17 protein-coding genes are annotated in these 18,692 nt (G+C 64.3%); 8 read left to right on the top strand and 9 right to left on the bottom strand.

Features of this window, described 5'->3' with window-relative positions; translation table 11 throughout:
- The first annotated feature begins 71 nt into the window (after positions 1-71).
- From BLEFHOIH_RS16500 to BLEFHOIH_RS16490, 3 genes are read left to right on the top strand one after another with little or no spacing between them, the layout of a single operon-like run.
- Positions 72-590 (top strand): TRAP transporter small permease subunit, encoded by a 519-nt coding sequence (locus tag BLEFHOIH_RS16500; protein WP_088347124.1) that lies wholly within the window; start codon positions 72-74, stop codon positions 588-590.
- Positions 587-1,888 (top strand): TRAP transporter large permease, encoded by a 1,302-nt coding sequence (locus tag BLEFHOIH_RS16495; protein WP_088347123.1) that lies wholly within the window; start codon positions 587-589, stop codon positions 1,886-1,888. Before BLEFHOIH_RS16500 ends, BLEFHOIH_RS16495 begins: the two co-directional genes overlap by 4 nt.
- Before the next feature lie 30 nt (positions 1,889-1,918).
- The gene (locus BLEFHOIH_RS16490; protein ID WP_088347122.1) at positions 1,919-2,359 is read left to right on the top strand and encodes a type II 3-dehydroquinate dehydratase; all 441 of its coding nucleotides are present in this window, start codon (positions 1,919-1,921) and stop codon (positions 2,357-2,359) included.
- Positions 2,360-3,084: 725 nt separating this feature from the next.
- Here the strand turns inward: BLEFHOIH_RS16490 and BLEFHOIH_RS16485 are convergent.
- From BLEFHOIH_RS16485 to BLEFHOIH_RS16465, 5 genes are all read right to left on the bottom strand, one after another.
- Positions 3,085-3,645, bottom strand: coding sequence for a YSC84-related protein (locus BLEFHOIH_RS16485; RefSeq protein WP_088347353.1), 561 nt, complete (start codon positions 3,643-3,645; stop codon positions 3,085-3,087).
- A 56-nt stretch (positions 3,646-3,701) separates the two neighbouring features.
- Complete coding sequence (locus BLEFHOIH_RS27620) at positions 3,702-3,923, bottom strand: hypothetical protein (RefSeq protein WP_170937201.1); 222 nt, start codon at positions 3,921-3,923, stop codon at positions 3,702-3,704.
- A 261-nt stretch (positions 3,924-4,184) separates the two neighbouring features.
- Positions 4,185-4,991, bottom strand: coding sequence for an alpha/beta hydrolase (locus BLEFHOIH_RS16475; protein ID WP_088347121.1), 807 nt, complete (start codon positions 4,989-4,991; stop codon positions 4,185-4,187).
- Positions 4,992-5,018: 27 nt separating this feature from the next.
- Complete coding sequence (locus BLEFHOIH_RS16470; protein ID WP_088347352.1) at positions 5,019-6,065, bottom strand: PLP-dependent cysteine synthase family protein; 1,047 nt, start codon at positions 6,063-6,065, stop codon at positions 5,019-5,021.
- A gap of 209 nt (positions 6,066-6,274) precedes the next feature.
- Complete coding sequence (locus BLEFHOIH_RS16465; protein ID WP_088347120.1) at positions 6,275-7,495, bottom strand: cupin domain-containing protein; 1,221 nt, start codon at positions 7,493-7,495, stop codon at positions 6,275-6,277.
- Between the two features lie 359 nt (positions 7,496-7,854).
- Here BLEFHOIH_RS16465 and fdnG point away from each other — a divergent pair, with 359 nt between their 5' ends.
- From fdnG to fdhE, 4 genes are read left to right on the top strand one after another with little or no spacing between them, the layout of a single operon-like run.
- Positions 7,855-10,956, top strand: a complete 3,102-nt coding sequence (gene fdnG, locus BLEFHOIH_RS16460) for a formate dehydrogenase-N subunit alpha (RefSeq protein ID WP_088347119.1) — start codon at positions 7,855-7,857, stop codon at positions 10,954-10,956.
- A gap of 10 nt (positions 10,957-10,966) precedes the next feature.
- The gene (gene fdxH / locus BLEFHOIH_RS16455) at positions 10,967-11,917 is read left to right on the top strand and encodes a formate dehydrogenase subunit beta (RefSeq protein WP_088347118.1); all 951 of its coding nucleotides are present in this window, start codon (positions 10,967-10,969) and stop codon (positions 11,915-11,917) included.
- Complete coding sequence (locus BLEFHOIH_RS16450) at positions 11,914-12,651, top strand: formate dehydrogenase subunit gamma (protein WP_088347117.1); 738 nt, start codon at positions 11,914-11,916, stop codon at positions 12,649-12,651. The genes fdxH and BLEFHOIH_RS16450 overlap by 4 nt, the downstream gene beginning before the upstream one ends.
- Before the next feature lie 46 nt (positions 12,652-12,697).
- Positions 12,698-13,615 carry a formate dehydrogenase accessory protein FdhE gene (fdhE, locus tag BLEFHOIH_RS16445; RefSeq protein ID WP_088347116.1) on the top strand — a complete coding sequence of 306 codons (918 nt, stop codon included), beginning with the start codon at positions 12,698-12,700 and terminating at the stop codon, positions 13,613-13,615.
- Positions 13,616-13,719: 104 nt separating this feature from the next.
- Here the strand turns inward: fdhE and BLEFHOIH_RS16440 are convergent, their stop codons facing one another.
- Positions 13,720-13,989, bottom strand: coding sequence for a hypothetical protein (locus BLEFHOIH_RS16440; protein WP_125461754.1), 270 nt, complete (start codon positions 13,987-13,989; stop codon positions 13,720-13,722).
- Between the two features lie 334 nt (positions 13,990-14,323).
- On the opposite strand from BLEFHOIH_RS16440, the gene BLEFHOIH_RS16435 reads away from it, so the two are divergent.
- Complete coding sequence (locus BLEFHOIH_RS16435; RefSeq protein ID WP_088347114.1) at positions 14,324-15,268, top strand: AraC family transcriptional regulator; 945 nt, start codon at positions 14,324-14,326, stop codon at positions 15,266-15,268.
- Positions 15,269-15,273: 5 nt separating this feature from the next.
- Here BLEFHOIH_RS16435 and BLEFHOIH_RS16430 read toward each other — a convergent pair whose 3' ends face one another.
- The 3 genes from BLEFHOIH_RS16430 to BLEFHOIH_RS16420 all read right to left on the bottom strand — a co-directional run bounded on the left by BLEFHOIH_RS16430 (position 15,274) and on the right by BLEFHOIH_RS16420 (position 18,687).
- Entirely contained in the window at positions 15,274-16,161 is an 888-nt protein-coding gene (locus tag BLEFHOIH_RS16430) for an ABC transporter permease (protein ID WP_088347113.1), read from the bottom strand.
- Positions 16,161-17,102, bottom strand: coding sequence for an ABC transporter permease (locus BLEFHOIH_RS16425; protein WP_088347112.1), 942 nt, complete (start codon positions 17,100-17,102; stop codon positions 16,161-16,163). Before BLEFHOIH_RS16425 ends, BLEFHOIH_RS16430 begins: the two co-directional genes overlap by 1 nt.
- A 76-nt stretch (positions 17,103-17,178) precedes the next feature.
- Complete coding sequence (locus BLEFHOIH_RS16420; RefSeq protein WP_088347111.1) at positions 17,179-18,687, bottom strand: ABC transporter substrate-binding protein; 1,509 nt, start codon at positions 18,685-18,687, stop codon at positions 17,179-17,181.
- Between the last annotated feature and the right edge of the window lie 5 nt (positions 18,688-18,692).

Here is an 18,692-nt window from a genome sequence, read left to right as displayed (position 1 = left end):
CCACAGCGCAATGTCGCCTGCCGCTGGCGGTCCGTCAGGGCAGGCGGCTGTCCGACCGAGCGGAGACGGCGATGCGTCAAAAATTACGGGCAGCAGGCGAATGGCTGCGGCGGCGCGCCGAAAACGTCGCGGCGGCGCTGCTCGCGGTGATGTTCCTCGCCTTCATCGTGCAGATCGTCTTCCGCTATCTGATGAATTTCCCCATCGGCTGGACCTCCGAGCTGACGGTCATCACCTGGCTGTGGCTGGTGCTGTGGGGCGCGGCCTTCGTCGTCGCCGAAGCCGAGGAAATCCGCTTCGACCTGATCTACGGCGCGGTCGGAAAGCGCGCCCGCCGGGTGTTGGCGATCATCACCGCGCTGGCAATGCTGGTGCTCTACGGCATGTCGCTGCCGGCGGTCGTCGACTACGTGACCTTCATGAAGGTGCAGAGCACCGCCTACCTAAAGATCCGCTTCGACTGGCTGTTCTCGATCTACGTCATCTTCGCGGTGGCGGTGCTCATCCGCTATGCCTGGATTCTCTGGCGCGCCCTGCTCGGTAAGGCGCCGGAGGAATTCGATCCCACCAAAGCGAGTTCCGGCGTATGAACTTCACCAGCCCGTTTTCGCTGGCGATCCTTGCCATCGTCACGCTCAGCCTGCTCGGCCTGCCGATCGGACACGCCATGATCGGCGGCTCGATCCTCTATCTCTATCTCGCCGGGCTCGACATGGGCACCGCCGCCGAGCAGCTCCTCAACGGCATGTATACCAGCTATATCCTGCTCGCCGTGCCGCTGTTCATCTTCGCCGCCGAGTTGATGAACACCGGCAGCATGACCGAGCGCCTTCTGCGCTTCTGCGACGCCCTCGTCGGGCGTTTCCGGGGCGGGCTCGCGCAGGTCAATGTCGTGCAGAGCATCATCTTCGCCGGCATGTCCGGCTCCGCCATCGCGGACGCCGCCGGCTCGGGCAAGATGATGCAGGTGATGATGACCAAGGACGGCAAATATACCGCGAGCTTTGCCGCCGCGCTCACTGCCGTTTCCGCCGTGATCGGGCCGATCATCCCGCCCTCGATCCCGATCGTGCTTTACGCGCTCGTCTCCGACGTCTCGATCGGCTATCTGTTCCTCGGTGGCGTCGTCCCCGGCCTGCTGATGGGCCTCGCGCAGATGGCCATCATCGCGCTGGTGGCCCGCAAGCGGAATTTTCCCGTAGAGCCGCCGATCCCGCTGCGCGAGCTTCCGGGCATCACCATCCGCGCCTTCCCGGCGCTGATGATGCCGGTCGTGCTGCTCGGCTGCATCTATAGCGGCGTCACCACGCCGACCGAGGCCGCCGCCATCGCCGCCGCCTATGCCTTCGTGATTTCCGCCGTGCTCTATCGCAGCATCACGCTGCGCAGCACCTACGATTCGCTGCTGGCGAGCGCCCGCACCACCGCCTCGATCGGCATGCTGATCGCCGGGGCGCTGGTCTTCAACTATGTGGTGACGGTCGAGAATATCCCGCAGTCTCTCAGCACCTTCCTGCGCGGCTTCGACCTGTCGCCGGCCGGCTTCCTGATCCTGGTCAACATCCTGCTGCTGATCCTGGGCTGCCTGCTCGAAGGCACCACCATCCTCCTGATCGTGGTGCCGGTGCTGATCCCGACGGCGGAATCGCTCGGCATCGACATGGTGCATTTCGGCATTGTCGCCGTGGTCAACATCATGATCGGCCTGATCACGCCGCCTTACGGCCTGCTGCTCTTCATCATGGCCAACATCTCGGGCGCCCCTTTGCGCGATATCGTGCGCGACACCTTGCCGTTCCTCGCTGCGATGATCGGCACGCTGGCGCTCATCACCTTCGTGCCCGGCCTCGTGCTCTGGCTGCCGCGATTGCTGGGCTATCAGGGCTGACGCCCGCCTCGAGCAAAAGGAAAGCCGCCGATGACCCGTCCGATCTACATCCTCAACGGCCCCAACCTGAACCGGCTCGGCACGCGCGAGCCGGAGATTTATGGACGCACCACGCTGGCCGAAATCGAGGCGATGTGCCGCGCGGCGGCCGGCGATCATCCGGTCGAGTTCCGCCAGTCGAATGCCGAGCATGAACTCATCGGCTGGATCCACGAGGCGGTGGATCATGGGGCGGGGATCGTCATCAACCCCGCCGCCTACAGCTTCACCTCGATGGCCATCCTCGACGCGCTCAAAATGTTTCCGGGGCCGATCATCGAATTGCACATCTCGAACATCCACCGCCGCGAGGCGATCTACCACAATTCGCTGATGTCCCGCGCCGCCACCGCCGTTATCGCCGGCCTCGGCCCCGACGGTTACGCTGTGGCCGTCTTGGCGCTGCTGCGCATGATCGCCCGGGGCGGCTAGAGCGGATCATTTCGATTTAGACGCGGCGTGTTGCTCCTTACGGCCGCCACACTCTCTCCGAGGATAGGGCTACGCGAAATCCGACGACGGGGCGTCAATCGGACGCCTCGCCCTCAGTTGCACAAGACGCAACGATCATGAATTCAAAGCCAATCTCAATCCTGACCCTGCGGTTATGCTGACGAAAGCGCTGTTGGGAGGAAAATAAATGACGATCTGCTTCGGCGGGCGCTCTGCCCCGACTATCCCTGCGACCCGGCCAAGGCCAAGGCGCAGCTCGGCGAGGCGAGCTACCCCCAACGGCTTCTCGATGAAGCTGTGGGCCTAGCGCGAAAAGCCCGTCGCCGAAGCGGTCACCGCCTATCTGAAGGCCGTCGGCATCGATGTGAAGCTGCGCTGTGTGAAGCTCGAATCGCTCGATCAGGCGCGCGCGGCCAAGAAGATTGCCGCCTATATCGGCACCTGGGGCTGCAACGGCGAAGCGCTTCGATATGATTGCGGATCGCGTCGAGAAAGCGCTCCGACAGCGGCGCGCGGGCCTCGCGGGTGCAGGCTGGCATAGGTGAGCCGGTGATGCCCCTCCTCCAGCGGCCGCAGCACCAGATCCGAGCCCGCCCAGACCGGCGCGCAAACCCGGTCGACTCGGCCCCGGAACGACCTGCGATCCAGATCGGCGTTACACGGAGCGCGCCGCCCGGGACGCGCTCCGATCACTATTGCAGCAACTAGCGGTCGATGCGGCTGATCTTCGAGCCCTCGAGGGTCAGATTATACATCAGGCCCTTGCCATCGAAGATGAAGCCGACGATCGGATCGTTGATCCTGGTCGTGTCGATCGAGGTGCCGGCGCCGATATTGATGAGGGCAACCGATCCATCCACGCCCACCTTCCAGCCGTCCACGCGGCGGAAGGAATCGAGCGCTTCCGGGGTCATGAACACGATGACCACCGAGCGCGCCTGCGCGCCAAACTGAAATCCGACCGAAGCCGAGACCGTATTGTAATAGTCGACCGTGCGGCCGCGCTCGATCAGCGCGCCCTCGCCATATTCGCCGCCGACGCCGAAGCCCGCTTTGACGACGGTCGGGAAAACCAGCACCGCCGCCGATCTGCGGATCAGGTCGCGAGAACCGCGCACCTGGTCGACGAAGTCGCTGAGCGTGTCGTGCGCGGCAGCGTCGATCTCGGCTGCGGAGCCGGCCTGAGCCCGCGGAACCGGCGCGACCATGGTAAAGATCGCGAGCCAGGCGAAAGTGAAGATTATTGCCGTATTTCGGCCGATCATGCGCATGTCATCCCCAATCGTAACAGGTGAATATCAACCCTGTGGCGCGGTCCCTATCAGCGCCGCTGGGCGAGAGTGGGGCAGACAGTGGCAGATCCGCCACGAAACAGCGCGAAGAATTTTGCAGCGTCCTGCAAGCTGATGTGGACAATCTGCAATTGACCGGCGACGCCGACGCCCGTGCGCGCATTCCAGTCGGGCAAGGCGCCGGTGTTCCTGCTTAGCCTGAAGGCGGGCGGCACCGGCTCAACCTCACCGCCGCCGATACGGTGATCCATTACGACCCCTGTGAACCCCGCCGTCGAGCCGCAGGCGGCCGACCGCGCCTACCGCATCGGCCAGGACAAGCCGGTCTTGTCTACAAGCTGATCGTGGAGGACGGCATCGAAACGGCCATCGAACAGCTCAAGGCACGCAAGGCGGCGCTTGCCGACGCACCGTTCGCCGGCAGCACCAAGACCGCGCTCGACCTGACCGAAGCCGACATCTCCGCCCTGTTCGCCCCGCTCGACCGCCGCCGGAGCGCAAAGCGAGGCGAGCTACCCGCCGCCGCTCGCATGGCGCGCGATGGATTGGGCGACGGCTTCGGCGTGGGTGGAGATCAGGAAATGCGCGGCGTCCTCGATGATCTCGTGGGCGGCGCCTGCGATGTGTAGCGCCAGCAATGCGTTGGCGCGCCGCACCGCAGCGGGGCTATCGCCGCCGTACATCACCAGAACGCGAAGCTTGATCGCGGCCAGCATCGCCGGCGATAGCTCGAATCCGTAGGCGCTTTCCCAGTCGAGCAGGTTGACGGGCGTCGTCTCGACGGCATAGGCGCGGACGCGGGCGGGCCAGGATGCGAAGGACCCCGCGCCACCGTAAAAATCCAGCATCGCACCGATCGCTTCTCTCTCACCGCTCCGGACGGCGGCGAAATAGGCATCGGTCATGGCGCGAAAGGCGCCGTAATACTCATGCTCGCCGGCGGCGCGCAAGATGTCCACCGCCGGTGTCTCTGCGATGGTGAGGCTGGCGAGCGGCGCCCGGCCACGCAGCGCAACGGCCAGCGCCGACAGGCCGCCGAAGGAATGGCCGACGAGATGCACCGTGCCGCCCGCGCGCCGGATGACGGCCTCGATGATATCCGCCTCATGCGCGATCGAGGCGTCGCCGGTGCGGCGGCGCTCGGCGGTGCCGCCATAGCCGAGCAGGCTGGTGGTGACGCAGCGGAAGCGGCCGCCCAGGGCCGCGATCACCGGGCGCCAAGCGGCGCCGGTGCTGCAGGAGCCGGGGACGAACACGATCGTCTGCCCGTCGCCGGTTTCGTCATAGTCGATGCGGCCGCGAGGGTCGTCGATCGTCACTTGCTTCTCCCTCGTTCCGGCTTAGGGTCAGGCCGCCAATTGCGCGCTCGGCGTCGAACGCGAGATGCGCAGTTCCTCTTCGCTCATGTCGGCGGGCACGTCGCCGAACAGGGGCGTGCTCAGATAGCGCTCGCCGGTATCGGGTAGCATGCAGAGGATGTTCGCGCCGCGCGGCGCATCAGCGCAAACGCGCAGCGCTCCGGCAAAGGTCGCCCCGGCGGTGATGCCGACGAAGATGCCCTCCTTGCGGGCAAGTTCGATGCTCATGCGGATCGCCTCCGCGCCGGGGATGTGCAGGACGCGGTCGATCACATCCATCTGCACGGCGTCCGCCGTCAGTTTCGGAATGAAATCGGGCGTCCAGCCTTGCATCGGGTGCGGCTTGAAGGCCGGATGCGGGGCCGAGGCGGAGCCGTCGGCGTTGCGGGCCTGCGCGATGCCGCTGGCGAGAAGCGGCGCATCTTCCGGCTCACAGACGACGATCTTGGTGTCCGGCATCTCCTTGGCGAGCACGCGCGAGACGCCTTTTAACGTGCCGCCGGTGCCGTAGCCGGTCACCCAGTAATCGAGCTTTTCGCCTTTGAAATCCTCGATGATTTCCCGCGCGGTGGTGCGCGAGTGGATATCGGCATTGGCCTCGTTCTCGAACTGGCGGGTCAGAAACCAGCCATGCGTTTCGGCCAGTTCCACCGCCTTTGCCACCATGGCGACGGCGCGTCCGGCGGCGGGCGTCAGCACGACCTTGGCGCCGAGAAAGCGCATCAGCTTGCGCCGCTCCACGCTGAATTGCTCGGCCATGGTCACGACCAGCGGATAGCCCTTCTGGGCGCAGACCATGGCAAGGCCGATGCCGGTATTGCCGCTGGTCGCCTCGATCACCGTCTGCCCCGGCTTCAGCGCGCCTGACCGCTCGGCCGCCTCGATCACGCCGAGCGCCAGCCGGTCCTTGACCGAGCCGAGCGGGTTGAAGGCTTCGATCTTGGCGAAGAGATTGACGCCTTCGGGCGCCAGCTTGTTGATCCTGACCACGGGCGTGTTGCCGATGGTCTCAAGAATGTTTTGATATTTGCTCATGCAGATCACCTCCAATGACAGGGGCATCCTCGCCAGCCCCGCGCGCGGATGTCGTCGTCCAATCGGGTGAGTTGCAAGGCCGGCCAGTCGGTTTCCACGTAGAATTCCACGCCCGTACCCACGGACGGTGAAAATAATGGTGCGGGAATCGCGTTGCGCGGTGTTTATGGGAGGCTGGCGGCGTTCGGGCAGCCAGCCCTCCCGGCTTGTTAGACCGGCACCACCGGCGATTTCAGCTTGTGGAAGGCATCGATGGTCGCCTGATCGACGCGGAGATGCGCTTCCACCAGTTCCCGGGGCGTTAGCGCGAGCCACTGGTTCAGCGAAACATCCGCATAATAGTTGCTCTTGAAGATCTCCAGGAAGCGCACCGGGGTGCTGCCGGTATTCTCGATATAATGGCCCATGGCGAAGGGGACGAAGCCCACATCGCCCGCCGAGAAATCGAACGTGCGCGCCTGGCCCGAGCCCGCGAACACGCCGAGGCGGGCCGTGCCCTCGATGAAATACAGCCACTCATCGGTGTTGGGGTGCCAGTGCAGCTCGCGCATGGCGCCCGGATTGACCTCGACAAGGCCGGAGGCGATGGTCACCGAGGCCGGAAAATTCTTGGTGTCGGCGATCCTCACCGTTCCGCTCTTGGTCCGGATCGGATCCTGCGCCATCAGCCGGTGGCTGAACGTGTTCGGCGGCTGGGTCGCCCCCGCCATCTTGTCGGTGTCGAGCGGGCCGGGCACCTGCGCGGCGAAGATGTAGAGCTCGCTCGGGTCGGGGACTTTGGCGAAAGCGTCGGCCGATACGCCGAAATTCTTGGCCAGCACCTCCGGCGGCACGTGCTTGAACCAATCGCTCAGCAGGAATGTGTTGTCCTCGTCGAACTCGCCGTCGTCGAACACCAGCAGGAACTCGCAGCCATCCGAGCCAAGGCCCTGGATCGAATGCGGGATGCCGGAGGGGAAGTACCAGAGATCGCCGACGCCGACATCGTCGACGAAGCGGTTGCCGTCCGCATCGATCGCGGTGATGCGCGCGGTGCCGTAGAGCATATAGGCCCACTCGGCCGCCTTGTGCCAATGCAGCTCGCGGATGCCGCCCGCGTTCAGGCGCATGTTGACGCCGGCGATGTTCTTGGAAACGCCGAGCTCGCGCACGGTGATCTGCCGCGTCCAGCCGCCCGACTCCAGCCGCATGTGCGAATCGCCGAAGCGGAAGCGCAGATTCGGTAAGGTGCCGTGATCCTGCGCGGGCGGGACGAGGATGTTGGGATTCATCCGGTCGATGGTCTGATTGTCGGGCCCCGGATTGGTCCCGCCATGGCCGGGACGCTTGGGCTCCACGATCGGGCCGGTTTGCGCGCGGGCAAGGGACGAGGCGAAGACGCCCCCTGCGGCGGTGCCGGCAAGCATTGTGCGGCGGGTGATGGGATCCATTTTGGCGCTTCTCCTGCTCGGGTCTCGCGCCATGGCGGTACCTCCGGCCATATTTCTGCGCGACGACGGATCAGGATTATCTGGCTTGCACCGATTACCGCGGCTTTATCGGGCTTGCTGCTTTCGGCTGCTTTTTGCGCAATCCTGGGTCATGCGTTCGACGCCGTTAAATGCTGTCTCTGAGCCCGGTGCCGGAGAACGCGGCAGATTTGAGCAAAACGCGGTAAAAACGATCAAGTCCGCTTTCCGCTTTGGTCCAAAGTAAATGAAGTGGACCGGCCCGGCGCAAGCCAAGCGGCGCATGCTTGCGCTGCTAGGCGTATCGGGCCTTTGCCACGCCGGCTCATAGGGAGATGGCTATGGCAGATATTGCCGATACCGACACCAGAATTTCGCGGCGCTTTTTCCTGAAGGGCGCTGGGGCGGGGGTCGCGGTGACCTCGCTCGGCGCGCTCGGCTTCGGCGGCATCGAGGCCGCCTACGCCGACTCGATCAGACCGTTCAAGCTTCTCGGCACGACGATCACCCGCAACACCTGCACCTACTGCTCGGTCGCTTGCGGCATTCTCATCTATTCGAAGGGCGATATCACCAAGGGCGAAAAGGCCGAGGTGAAGCATATCGAGGGCGATGTCGATCATCCGACCAATCGCGGCACGCTCTGCCCGAAGGGCGCGGCATTGCTCGATTTCGTCCATGCCAAGACCCGGCTCGAATATCCGATGGTCCGCAGGCCCGGATCGGACAAGTTCGAGCGCGTCACCTGGGACTATGCGCTCGACCGCATCGCGCGCCTGCTCAAGGATGACCGCGACAAGAATTTCATCGAGAAGAACGCGGCCGGGGTGACGGTCAACCGCTGGGTCAGCTCCGGCTTCCTCGCGGCCTCGGCGACGACCAACGAAACGGCATTCTGCACCTTTAAGGTGGTCCGAAGTATGGGAATGCTGATGTTCGACAACCAGGCTCGCGTTTGACACGGACCGACGGTGGCCAGTCTGGCCCCAACATTCGGCCGTGGCGCAATGACGAATTCCTGGACGGACATCAAGAACACCGATCTCGCCATCATCATGGGCGGCAATGCCGCTGAAGCGCATCCTTGCGGCTTCAAATGGGTGACCGAGGCCAAGGCCAATCGCGGCGCGAGACTGATCGTCGTCGATCCGCGCTACACCCGCTCGGCCGCCGTCGCGGATTATTACGCACCGATCCGCCAGGGCACGGACATCGCCTTCCTGCTCGGCCTCATCAACTGGCTGATGGCCAACAACAAGGTGCAATGGGAATACGTCAAATCCTTCACCAACGCGCCCTATCTGGTGCAGGAGGGCTTCGGCTATCAGGATGGCCTGTTTACCGGTTACGACGAGGTAAAGCGCGATTACGACCGCTCGACCTGGAATTACGAACTCGGCCCGGACGGCTACGTCATTTCGGACGAGACGCTCGAGCATCCGCGCTGCGTCTGGAGCCTGCTCAAGCAGCACGTGGCGCAATACACGCCCGAACTGGTCTCGCGCATCACCGGCACGCCGAAGGACAAGTTCCTGAAGGTGTGCGAGATGGTCGGCGAGTGCTCGGCGCCGGACAAGACCATGACGTCGATGTACGCGCTCGGCTGGACCCAGCACTCCAAGGGATCGCAGAACATCCGCACCATGGCGATGATTCAGCTCATCCTCGGCAATATCGGCGTGCGCGGCGGCGGCATGAATGCGCTGCGCGGCCATTCCAACATCCAGGGCCTGACCGACATGGGCCTGATGTCGAATCTCCTCCCCGGCTATCTCACCCTCCCGTTCGAGACCGAGCCGACTTTCGAGAAATACATGTCGACCCGGGGCTATAAGCCGCTCAGGCCCGACCAGACGAGCTATTGGCAGAACTACAAATCCTTCTTCGTCAGCTTCCAGAAGTCGATGTGGGGGGCGGCGGCCACGGCGGAGAACGATTGGTCTTACGACTGGCTGCCCAAGCTCGATGTCGCCTATGACATCATCCGCGCCTTCAACCTGATGTTCGAAGGCAAGGTGAACGGCTATGTCTGCCAGGGCTTCAATCCGCTGCTGGCCTTCCCCAACCGGGCCAAATGCACGGCGGCTTTGTCCAAGCTGAAATTCCTGGTCACCATCGACCCGCTGCAAACGGAAACCTCCCGCTTCTGGGAGAATCATGGGCCGCATAATGACGTGGACACGGCGTCGATCCAGACCGAAGTCTTCCAGCTCCCAAGCACCTGCTTTGCCGAGGACGACGGCTCGCTGACCAATTCGGGCCGCTGGCTGCAATGGCACTGGGCGGCCTCGACGCCTCCCGGCGAAGCCCAGCGCGATACCTGGATCCTCGGCCAGCTCTTCACGCGGATCCGCGATCTGTACAGGCAGGAAGGCGGCGCCTTCCCCGACCCGATCGTCAACCTGAACTGGAGCTACGAGGACCCCGACTACCCGACAGCCGATGAACTCGCCAAGGAGATCAACGGTTCGGCGCTGGAAGATTTGACCGACCCCGCCGATGCCACCAAGGTGACCTTGGCAAAGGGCAAGCAGGTGCCGAGCTTCGCCGCGCTGCGCGACGACGGCAAGACGGCCTGCGGCTGCTGGATCTATTCCGGCTGCTTTACCGAGGCCGGCAATCAGATGGCGCGGCGCGACAATGCCGACCCGGACGACACCGGCATTTATTCGAAATGGACATGGTCCTGGCCGGTCAACCGCCGCATCCTCTACAACCGCGCCTCGGCGGACGTGAAGGGCGATCCCTGGGATCGGACCCGCAAGCTGCTTTGGTGGGAGGGCTCCAAATGGACCGGCTTCGATGTGCCCGACATCGCCCCGACGGCCAAGCCGGGCGTCGTCGGCCCCTTCATCATGAACGAGGAAGGCACCGGGCGCCTGTTCGTCCGAGGCATGATGCGCGACGGGCCGTTCCCCGTCCATTACGAGCCGTTCGAGGCGCCGATCGCCAATCTGATCGCGCCCAAGATCCGCGGCAACCCCGCCTCGCGTGTGTTCAAATATGATTGGGAGCAGTTCGGCGACGTCGCGGAGTTTCCCTATGTGGCGACATCCTACCGGCTCACCGAGCACTTCCATTACTGGACCAAGCACGCCCAGATCAACGCTTCGCTGCAGCCGGAATTCTTCGTCGAGATCGGCGAGGAACTGGCCAAGGAGAAGAACATCCCGAACGGCAGTTGGGTGCGGGTGTGGTCGAAGCGCGGTTCGGTCGAGGCGGTCGCCCTGGTCACCAAGCGCATCAGGCCGATGCTGTGCGACGGCAAGGTGCAGCACGTCATCGGCATGCCGCTGCATTGGGGCTTCATCGGCGAGACGAAGAAGGGCTACGGCCCGAACTCGCTCACGCCCGTCGTCGGCGACGCCAATTCGGAAACCCCCGAATTCAAGGCGTGGCTGGTCAATGTCGAGCCCATAACCGGCCCGACGCCGGTGGCATGAGGAGGAAGCCATGACGACTTTCGAATATGAGCTTCCCAATCCGCAGACCGAGGATGTCAAAACCGTCTTCGGCCAGCAGGATCTGATCCGCCGCTCGGCGTCGACCATCGAGCCGCCGGCGCGCCAGCTCACGCCGATGGCCAAGCTCATCGACGTGTCCAAATGCATCGGCTGCAAGGCCTGCCAGGCGGCGTGCCTGGAGTGGAACGACAAGCGTGCTCCGGTCGGCGAGAATGTCGGCACCTACACCATTCCGCCAGATCTGTCCCCGCAGATGTTCACGCTGATGCGCTTCACCGAATGGATAAATCCGGAGACGGACAATCTGGAATGGCTGATCCGCAAGGATGGCTGCATGCACTGCGCCGATCCGGGCTGCCTGAAGGCATGTCCCGCGCCGGGCGCCATCGTGCAATATTCCAACGGCATCGTCGATTTCGACCATGAGCGCTGCATCGGCTGCGGCTATTGCGTGGCGGGGTGCCCGTTCAACATCCCGCGCATCTCCAAGACCGACCACCGCGCCTATAAGTGCACGCTTTGCTCGGACCGCATGGCCATCGGCCAGGGACCGGCCTGCGCCAAGTCCTGCCCGACCCATGCCATCGTCTTCGGCACCAAGGCGGAAATGACCGAGCACGCCGAAACCCGCATCAAGGATCTGAAGTCGCGCGGCTACCAGAATGCCGGGCTCTACGATCCGCCGGGCGTCGGCGGCACGCATGTGATGTACGTGCTGCAGCACGCCGACAAGCCGGAGATTTACGCTGATCTGCCGAACAATCCGGTGATCAGCCCGGTGGTCAATCTCTGGAAGGGCGCAGCCAAATATGCCGGGCTCGCCGCCATGGCCGGCATGGTGGCTTTCGGCGTCCTGCATCGTTTCGTCGAAGGCCCGAACAGGGTCACGCCGAAGGACGAGGAGGAGGCCAAGCAGCTCACGGAGGATCCGCGTTCATGAGCGAACGGTACGAAATCGATCCCAGTGACGAGGTCCATGTCGGCGAGCGCGTCACCGTCGACCGCTACACCAAAGCGGCTCGCCTCAACCATTGGCTGACGGCAGCCTGCCTGGTGCTGCTCGCGATCTCGGGGCTGGCGATGTTCCATCCCGACCTGTTCTTCCTCTCCGCTTTGTTCGGCGGCGGCCAGAACACCCGTGCCATCCACCCCTGGATCGGCGTCGTGCTGTTCTTCAGTTTCGGCGGACTGTTCCTGCGCTTCTGGCGCCTCAATCTCTGGCGCCCGGAGGACGGCACCTGGATGCGGCGCCTCTATGATGTGCTCATCAACAAGGAAGACAATCTGCCGGAGCTGGGCAAGTACAATGCCGGCCAGAAAATCGTATTCTGGGGCATGTCGCTGCTGATCCTCATACTGATCGTCACTGGCCTGGCGATCTGGAACCAGTATTTCTCCGAATATACGACCGTCGAACAAAAGCGCTATGCCCTGATCTTGCACTCGGCCGCGGCCGTGACGATTATCTGTGTCTGGATCGTGCATGTCTATGCCGCGATCTGGGTGAAAGGCACCTTCTCGGCGATGATCCAGGGCTATGTGACCGGAGGCTGGGCCTGGAAGCATCACCGCAAATGGCTGAAGGCGCTGGTCAGCGGCAAGCATGTCGATGACGGCAAAGCCGCGCCGGCGCCGGCACCGGCGGGAAAGCCCGGGCAGGCGGCTGCCGAATGAATGACCTCGAGACGCGCCGCCATCGCGGCGCGAGGAGTGAAGGCGCATGGCGGAACAGCGGCCGATGATGCAAGAAGGGGTTCCGATCGGCGAAACCGCAGCGCCCGCATTCGCCCGTTTGCCCGATCCGAAAAAGCTCTTCACCGCCCGCGCCGAGCGGCTCCGATGGCTGGCCCGGACGCACGACCTGAAACCCTATCTCGCCTTCCTCGCCGGCATCGCCGACGTCCAGCACGGCGTCATCACCGATCTGCCCCTGCCGGCGCTTCCCGCCGCCGAATTCCTCGGCCGTGCGCGTGAAAACGCCATGCCGCCGATCGACCGCGAGCGCATGGTCTCCGCCGCCACTCTCAGGCCCGCGCTCGACCGCTTCCTGGAGATCGCCGTGGCGCTCGACATGCCCGACGCGGCGGCCGACGCGCTCGACCATGTTCTCCTCGCCGGAGATCTGGAGCGCGAGGCGATGATCCAATATGTCCTTGCGACCACCCCGGCGGACGAAATGCTGGCCGAGCACAGCTTCGTCGCCGCCGCGCTGCAGGTGCATTTCGCGGCGCTGGCCGCCCAGCTCGATCCGGCCTCGCTGGTGCCTGTCGGCGATGGCGCCTGCCCGACTTGCGGCTATCCGCCGGCGGCCTCGATGGTGGTGGGCTGGCTCGGATCGCATGGGGCGCGCTATTGCGGGTGCGCGCTTTGCGGCACGCTGTGGAACTATGTCCGCGTCAAATGCACCATATGCGGCTCGACCAAGGGCATCTCCTATCAGGAGATCGAGGGCAGCAAGGCCATCGTGCAGGCCGAGACCTGCGGCTCATGCCATCGCTATGTGAAGCTCCTGCATCATGAAAAAGACCCCGACGCCGACATCGTCGCGGACGACGTCGCCAGCCTCGGCCTCGATCTTCTGATGCGGGAAACCGCGTTCAAGCGCGGCGGCGTCAATCCGTTCCTGCTCGGCTACTGACCTCTGCGCTGATCGTCGTCTTTTCGGTCGCGCGCCGTCTCAACGCAAAATTTGGGCCGCCGGCATCGACCGGCAGCCCCATTGCAAACTCGGCCTCCGCTGCTTCAGCGGCCACCGCCACCGCCGCCGCCATCCTCATCTTCCTGGATGTTCCAGAAATCGAAGGTCGCGTCTTTCAGTGCGCTGCGGCAATCGCCGCCGCAATCGATCCAGCCGCCCCCGGGCAGGCGGACTTCACTGCCGCCGAGTTCGGAATGGCGCACCGGCGCCGTAATGCGCTGATCCCGGAAGTCGCCTGTGACCGTGACCGTGTCATAGCGGGATTTCGCGGATGCGGGGATGCTGAAGGCGGATGCTATCAAAGCTGCCGTCAAAACCGACTTCCCAACACTAAGCATTCCAAGGCTCCACTGGTTGTTAGCTATCGAGGCGGATTTTTTAGGCCACAACACTCACTTACCCGCCGGCCATGTTATACAAATTGAGCATTTGGCGCTAAGTTTCTGCCATGTTGCCCTTAGTTCGTGCCGTGGACTGGCCAAATGGCACTGCTTGACGCACCTTTGTCACTTTGTGATTTCGAAAGCACGCAATCCTTAGTCATCTGCCCAATTGCTCCGGGCAGCCGCGCCGATCATTCGAGGCCGGCGTGTTGGTTCGCCCGCAAGGGGTAGATTCGCAGCGTCAACTATTTACGAATACTTAAGCATGGCGTTTTTGGAAGACTATCGGGACGAGTGGATCGACGGACGGCGCCGGCAGCCCGCTCCGGCGGCCGACGTTTCGCGCTACGCCGTGGAGATTTCGCCGCCCGACATCGCCGAGCGCCGGGTGATGACCGCGCACGGCCTGGCAGCGGAATTCGTGCAGACCACCAGCCTCGACCGCATCGAGCACCGGTTTCACGCGCCGGTGCATCTGCTCGTGGTCTATGAGCGGGGCGCGCGCATTGCGGGGGAAACCTATGTCGAAGGCATGCCACCCTCGACGCTCCGCGATTTCTCCCGCAAGCTCACCTTCGTCCCCGCCGGGCACCGCTATCACGAATGGCAGGAGCCGCGCACCCTGACCCGCCTCACCTATTTTTACCTCGACCCCGCCAATCCGCAGTTTCACCCCGCGAGCGGCGTGGTCGACATGCGCTTCGCCCAGCGGCTGTTTTTCGAAGACCCGACCTTGCGGGAAACCGCGCTGAAGCTGAAAAGCGTGCTCGAGAGTTCAGGTCCGCTCGACCGGCTCTATTTCGAAGCGCTCGGCGCAGTGCTGATGCATGAGCTGGTGCGGCTCAATCGCGGCGCGCCGCATGTCGAGCCGCAGATCCGCGGCGGGCTCGCCGCCTGGCAGCAGCGCGCGGTCGCCGCCCATATCGAAGCGCATCTGGCCGAGCAGATCCCGGTCGGCACGCTGGCGCAGATCGCCCGGCTCAGCCTTTGCCATTTCTGCCGCGCCTTCAAGCAATCCTTCGGCATCTCGCCGCATCGCTATCACAGCCGGCTGCGCATCGAGCGCGCCAAATGGCTGCTGGCGAAATCCGATTCCAGCGTCACCGAGATCGGCTTCAAGCTCGGCTTCAGCGAGACGAGCTCCTTCACCACCGCCTTCCGCAAGGCGACCGGCATCACCCCCACCTCCTACCAGCGCAGCCTGGACTGAAGCCCTCACTCCTCGCGCGGGTCGAGCGCGTCGCGCAGGCCGTCGCCGAGCAGGTTGAAGCCGAGCACCACGAGGAAGATCGCGATACCGGGCGATAGCGACATCCAGGGCGCCTGCTCGAGGAAATTCTTCGCCGTATTCAGCATCGAGCCCCAGGAGGGCGCGGGCGGCTGCTGGCCCAGGCCAAGGAAGGACAGGCTCGCTTCCGCGATGATCGAGGTCGCCGTGGTCAAGGTCGCCTGCACCAAGAGCGGCGCGGTGATGTTCGGCGTGATGTGGCGGGCGAGGATCAGCAGATTGGGCACGCCCACCGCCCGCGCGCCCTCGACAAAATCCTCCGCCTTCACCGAGAGCACCTGCCCGCGCGTCAGCCGCACGAAGATCGGCACCTGCGACAGGCCGATGGCGATCATCGCATTGGTGAGCGACGGCCCGAGTGCCGCCGCCAGCGCGATCGCGAGGATCAGGAACGGCACGGCGAGCAGCGCGTCCGTCGCCCGGCTGATCAGCGCATCGGTCCAGCCGCCGAACCAGCCCGCCGCCAGCCCCACCGGCAACCCGATGGCGAGCGCGATCAGCACCGCCACGACGCCGGCATACAGCGAGGCGATGCCGCCATACATGACGCGCGAGAGGATATCGCGGCCGATCTCGTCGGTGCCGAGCCAGTAGACGGCGGACGGTGCCTGCCGCACGGCGAGGAAATTGGTCTTGTTGGGATCGTAGGGCGCGATCAGCGGGGCCAGCAGCGCGATCAGCAGGAATGTCCCGACCAGCACGCAGCCGATGATGGCCCGCGTATTGCCGAAGAATTTCGCCGCGACGCGGTTCTTTTTCGGGGCGATGGCTTCCTCGGGCGTGAGCGCCGCGAATGCGGTGTCCTGGGCGTCCATCAGCTCCTCATGCGCGGGTTGGTGAGGATGTAGAGGACATCGGCGAAGAGGTTGAGGCCGATGAAGGCGATGGCGGTGCATAGCACGACGCCCTGCACGACGCCGTAATCGCGGTTGAAAACGGCATCGACGATCAGCTTGCCGAAGCCGGGGATGGTGAAGACCTGCTCCGTCAGCACCGCGCCCGCCAGGAGCTGGCCGAACAGCAGCGTCGACAGCGTGACGATGGGCACCAGCGCGTTACGGAAAGCGTGCTTCAGGATCACCGCGCGGGGCAAGAGGCCCTTGGCGCGCGCCGTGCGGATATAGTCGAGGCCCAGCACTTCGAGCATGGCCGAGCGCGTGTGCCGCATCAACGTCGCAGCGAGGCCCGAGCCCAGCACGAAGGCCGGCATGATCGTCGTCTGCAAGGCCCGGACCGGATCGTCGAAGACGGAGGCATAGCCCGAGGCGGGCAGCCATTGCAGCTCCACCGAGACGACCAGGATCAGGATGATGCCGAGCCAGAAATGCGGGATGGAGAGGCCGGTCAGCGAGATGATGTTGGCGAGGTAGTCGACCCAGCTTCCCTTGCGCACCGCCGACAGCACGCCCATCGGAATGCCGATCAGCATCGCGATCAGGATCGAGGCGGTGGCGAGTTGCACCGTCACCGGCAGCGTCTGGCCGATGAGTTTGAGCACAGGCTCGCCGGTGCGGAGCGAGGCGCCGAAATTGCCGGCCGCCACTTCGCGCAGCCAGATGACGAATTGCACCGGCAGCGGACGGTCGAAGCCGTAGAGATGGCGCAAATGCTCCAGCACCGCCGGATCGCGCTCCTCGCCCGCCATGGTGAGCAGCGGATCGCCCGGCAAGAGCCGCTGCAACGCGAAGACGAAAAGCGTCACGAGCAGCAGCGTCGGGACGGCGACCAGGATGCGGTTGAGGATCAGCGACCACATAGGGGGATGCCTCAGGCGAGCGGAGCGATGGGGCAGCCGCCTCTTGCCGCGGATCGGAAAGAGGCGGCTGCCGGGATCAATTGACCTTGACGCCGGCGAGCCGGATCATGCCGTCCGGGTTCGGCTCGAAGCCGGTGACTTTCTTGTCGATCGCCCAGGTCCATGCTCGATGGAAGAGGTAGATGATCGGCAGCTCCTCCCGCGTGATCTTCTCGGCCGCCGCATAGAGCTTCTGCCGCTCGGCGACGTCGTAGACGCCGCGCGCCGTGTTCAGCGCCTTGTCGACCTCGGCATTGGAGAATTTCGGATCGTTGACGCTGCCGCCTGTGGTCATGAACTGGTGGACATTGCCGTCCGGATCGACGCGGCCCGACCATTGCAGCAGCGTCGACTGGAAGTCGCCCGCCATCTGCACCTTGAAGATGGTGGCGAATTCGGTCGACTTGATCTTGACGTCGATGCCGACCTCGGAGGCCATGGCCTGGATGACCTGGGCGAGCTGCTGCTCCTGCGTCGAATTGGCGACCAGCATTTCAAAGCTGACCTTCTCCGCGCCGGCCGCCTTCAGCAGTTCCTTGGCCTTGGCGACGTCGCGCTTGGGCGTCGGGAAGTTCTTGTCGTGATAGGGGCTGGCGGGCGGGAACGGCTGCGCCGACGGCGCCATCACGCCCTCGAAGACGACCTGATTGATGGCGTCGCGGTCGAGCGAGAGCGAAAAGGCCTGGCGCACGCGCTTGTCCATGCCGAGCGGCGTCTTGGCGCGCTCGCCATTGCCGAGATTGATGGTGATGCCCTGATAGCCGAGGCCCGCGATGGAGACCACATTCAGCTTGGGATCGGCTTTGGCCGCCTTGATGTCGCTCGGCGCCAGACGCTCGATCATGTCGAGCTGGCCGGAGCGCAGATTGGCGAGCCGCACCGTCGAATCCGGGATGATGCGAAAGGTGACATTGTCGACCGTATATTTGTCGGCGTCGTAATAGTCCTTGAAGCGGGTGAGGACGATGCGGTCGTTCTGCACGCGCTCGACGAATTTATAGGGGCCGGAGCAGACCGGATTGGGCGCGACCGGCTTGTCGAAGCTGGCCGGCGAGAGCAGCATCCCGGCGCGGTCGGAGAGCTGGGCTAGGAGCGGCGCATCGGGCGCGTTCAGCGTGAACACGACGGTCGTCGGATCGGGGGCTTCGACTTTGGCGACCGATCCTAGCTCGCTCTTGCGCAGGCTGGTCGCCAGGGTGCGGGCGCGGTCGATATTGGCCTTCACGGCGGCGGCGTCGAGCGTGGTACCGTCGTGGAATTTGACGCCCTCGCGGATCTTCATGGTCAGCGTCTTGCCGTCGGCGGAAAAATTCCAGCTCGTGGCGATGCGAGGCACGATCTCCAGCTTGTCGTTGCTGTCGACCAGCTTGTCGCAGAGCGCGTTGAAGACGATGCGGCCGACGAAGGTGCGCGCCTCATGCGGGTCGAGCATGTCAGGATCTTCCTGCAGGCCGATGCGCAGATCGGCAGCAATGGCTGGCGCCGCACCGAGCACGGCGGCGAGAAGAAGCGCGGCGAAGGCCGTGCGCCCGTGCTTTGCACTCATATTAG

This window comes from Rhodomicrobium sp. R_RK_3 (assembly GCF_002198715.1).
In the GTDB taxonomy this organism is placed as follows: Bacteria; Pseudomonadota; Alphaproteobacteria; order Rhizobiales; family Rhodomicrobiaceae; genus R-RK-3.
Note: the sequence above shows the minus strand (reverse complement) of the source record. Positions and strands in the feature narration are given on the sequence as shown.

What these genes read in the sequence shown, in the direction of transcription:
- BLEFHOIH_RS16430 (WP_088347113.1), bottom strand. Translation starts at nt 16,161, where the DNA reads ATGGACGCCCAGGACACCGCATTCGCGGCGCTCACGCCCGAGGAAGCC.
- BLEFHOIH_RS16425 (WP_088347112.1), bottom strand. Translation starts at nt 17,102, where the DNA reads ATGTGGTCGCTGATCCTCAACCGCATCCTGGTCGCCGTCCCGACGCTG.
- BLEFHOIH_RS16435 (WP_088347114.1), top strand. Translation starts at nt 14,324, where the DNA reads ATGGCGTTTTTGGAAGACTATCGGGACGAGTGGATCGACGGACGGCGC.
- fdhE (WP_088347116.1), top strand. Translation starts at nt 12,698, where the DNA reads ATGGCGGAACAGCGGCCGATGATGCAAGAAGGGGTTCCGATCGGCGAA.
- BLEFHOIH_RS16465 (WP_088347120.1), bottom strand. Translation starts at nt 7,495, where the DNA reads ATGGATCCCATCACCCGCCGCACAATGCTTGCCGGCACCGCCGCAGGG.
- BLEFHOIH_RS16485 (WP_088347353.1), bottom strand. Translation starts at nt 3,645, where the DNA reads ATGATCGGCCGAAATACGGCAATAATCTTCACTTTCGCCTGGCTCGCG.
- BLEFHOIH_RS16495 (WP_088347123.1), top strand. Translation starts at nt 587, where the DNA reads ATGAACTTCACCAGCCCGTTTTCGCTGGCGATCCTTGCCATCGTCACG.
- BLEFHOIH_RS16490 (WP_088347122.1), top strand. Translation starts at nt 1,919, where the DNA reads ATGACCCGTCCGATCTACATCCTCAACGGCCCCAACCTGAACCGGCTC.
- BLEFHOIH_RS16450 (WP_088347117.1), top strand. Translation starts at nt 11,914, where the DNA reads ATGAGCGAACGGTACGAAATCGATCCCAGTGACGAGGTCCATGTCGGC.
- BLEFHOIH_RS16470 (WP_088347352.1), bottom strand. Translation starts at nt 6,065, where the DNA reads ATGAGCAAATATCAAAACATTCTTGAGACCATCGGCAACACGCCCGTG.
- fdxH (WP_088347118.1), top strand. Translation starts at nt 10,967, where the DNA reads ATGACGACTTTCGAATATGAGCTTCCCAATCCGCAGACCGAGGATGTC.
- BLEFHOIH_RS16420 (WP_088347111.1), bottom strand. Translation starts at nt 18,687, where the DNA reads ATGAGTGCAAAGCACGGGCGCACGGCCTTCGCCGCGCTTCTTCTCGCC.
- BLEFHOIH_RS27620 (WP_170937201.1), bottom strand. Translation starts at nt 3,923, where the DNA reads ATGGATCACCGTATCGGCGGCGGTGAGGTTGAGCCGGTGCCGCCCGCC.
- BLEFHOIH_RS16500 (WP_088347124.1), top strand. Translation starts at nt 72, where the DNA reads ATGCGTCAAAAATTACGGGCAGCAGGCGAATGGCTGCGGCGGCGCGCC.